Source organism: Tepidiphilus sp. HLB4, from assembly GCF_054823945.1.
This window is the reverse complement of record NZ_JSYB01000071.1, coordinates 1-1,571: the sequence shown is the minus strand read 5'-3', so window position 1 is coordinate 1,571 and position 1,571 is coordinate 1. Positions and strand designations below refer to the sequence as shown.

General features: G+C 66.2%; 1 protein-coding gene. It reads right to left on the bottom strand.

Annotation, left to right across the window (positions count from 1 at the left end):
* A protein-coding gene (locus OA56_RS09525) for an IS3 family transposase (protein ID WP_461584940.1) occupies positions 1–1,475 on the bottom strand; the annotation gives its coding sequence in 2 pieces (ribosomal slippage) (positions 1–1,043 and positions 1,043–1,475; 1,476 coding nt annotated over the 2 pieces). This gene is flagged as partial in the annotation.
* Between the last annotated feature and the right edge of the window lie 96 nt (positions 1,476–1,571).

Sequence of the window (1,571 nt, the reverse complement as noted above, 5' to 3'; positions counted from 1 at the left end):
TGTCCAGTCCCGTGTCTGCCCGGACCAGCGCGCCGGGTGACGTTCGCGGGCTTGAAGATAGGTCTGGTGCCGTGCCGCCAGGATCGCATGGTCTTCCCCGGCATGCCGTTGGGCGGGGGTGACGTAGCGCAGGCCGCTGTGGCGGTGCTCGACGTTGTACCAGTGCACGAAGTGCTGTCCCCACTGGCGGGCTTCGTCCAGGCTGGCGAAGCCGCGCGCCGGGAATTCGGGGCGGTACTTCGCCGTCTTGAAGAGCGATTCGACGAAGGCGTTGTCGTCGGACACCCTGGGGCGAGAGTATGAGGGCTTGATCCCCAGCCAGTGCAGCATCGCCAACACCGTGGTGGCCTTGAGCGTGCTGCCGTTGTCGCCGTGCAGCACGGGTTTTTCCGGCAGGGCGTGGAGGCCTTCGGCCAACGCGGTGCGCTTGAGCAGGCTCACCGCGTGTTCTGCCTCATCGGTGGCATGAATCTCCCAGCCGACGATCTTGCGGCTGTACAGATCCATGATCAGATACAGGTAGAACCACTGCCCCTTCACGTGGGTGGGCAGGTAGGTCATGTCCCAGCACCACACTTGTCCGGGGACACTGGCTACGTGCGTCGTCGGCGCTCGGGTGCGCTGCGGCGCACGGCTGCGCCCCCGGTGACGGGTTTGTCCGTGGGCTCGCAGTACGCGCTGAAAGCTCGATTCGCTGGCAAGATAGACGCCCTCGTCGGCCAGCGTGGGGACGATGCGCGCCGGGGGTTGGTCGGCGAAACGGGGCTCGTTGGCCAACGCCAGGATCCTCGCCCGTTCTTCGTCGCTGAGCGCATGCGCCGGCTGCGCACGCTTTGCCAGGGGCCTGCGGTCCCCCTGGCGCAGTCCTTCCTGCGCTTTCCAGCGCTGCAGGGTGCGCAGCGTCATGCCTGCGACCTCGCAGGCCGGGCGTAGGCGCGCGCCGGCTGCGTGTGCCTCATCGATGTGTCGGACCAGTGTTTGGCGATCTTCCAGGCCGATCATGCGTCCTCGTCCTTGGGGAAGATCGCTTCGAGCTTTTTTGATAGCACCAGCAACGCTGCCGCTTCGGCCAGCGCCTTTTCCTTGCGGCGCAGGTCGCGCTCGAGTTCCTTGATGTGACCCCGCTCGGCCTTCTTCTCCCGCAGAGCCTGCCGTGCGACTTCCTCGGGCTCATCGAGCGCCTGCAGGGCGGCGGTGCGCCATTGCTCGAGCGTCTGGGGATACACGCCATGCTCGCGGCACCAGGCCCCTTTGCTCGCCTCGTCCATCGCGGCGGTCGAGAGCACCGCTTCGAATCGGGCCCCCGCACTCCAGCCCCGCTCGCCAACGGGCTGGGAGAGCGCCTCGGCTCGCCAGCGCGCTAGCGTCGCAGCTGAAATGCTCAGCTCTCGCGCCAGCGTCTGCACCGCGACACTTTCTGGCGGCAACAGCCGTGCAACCGCCCTGTCCTTGAAGGACTGTCCGTATCTGGCCACTTCGTTCTTCCTTTGTCGCCCTCTGGTTTCAGGATCTATCGAGACGACAACTATTCTGACACAGAGGGCCACCCAGCCTGTGAGCGCGGCATCCAT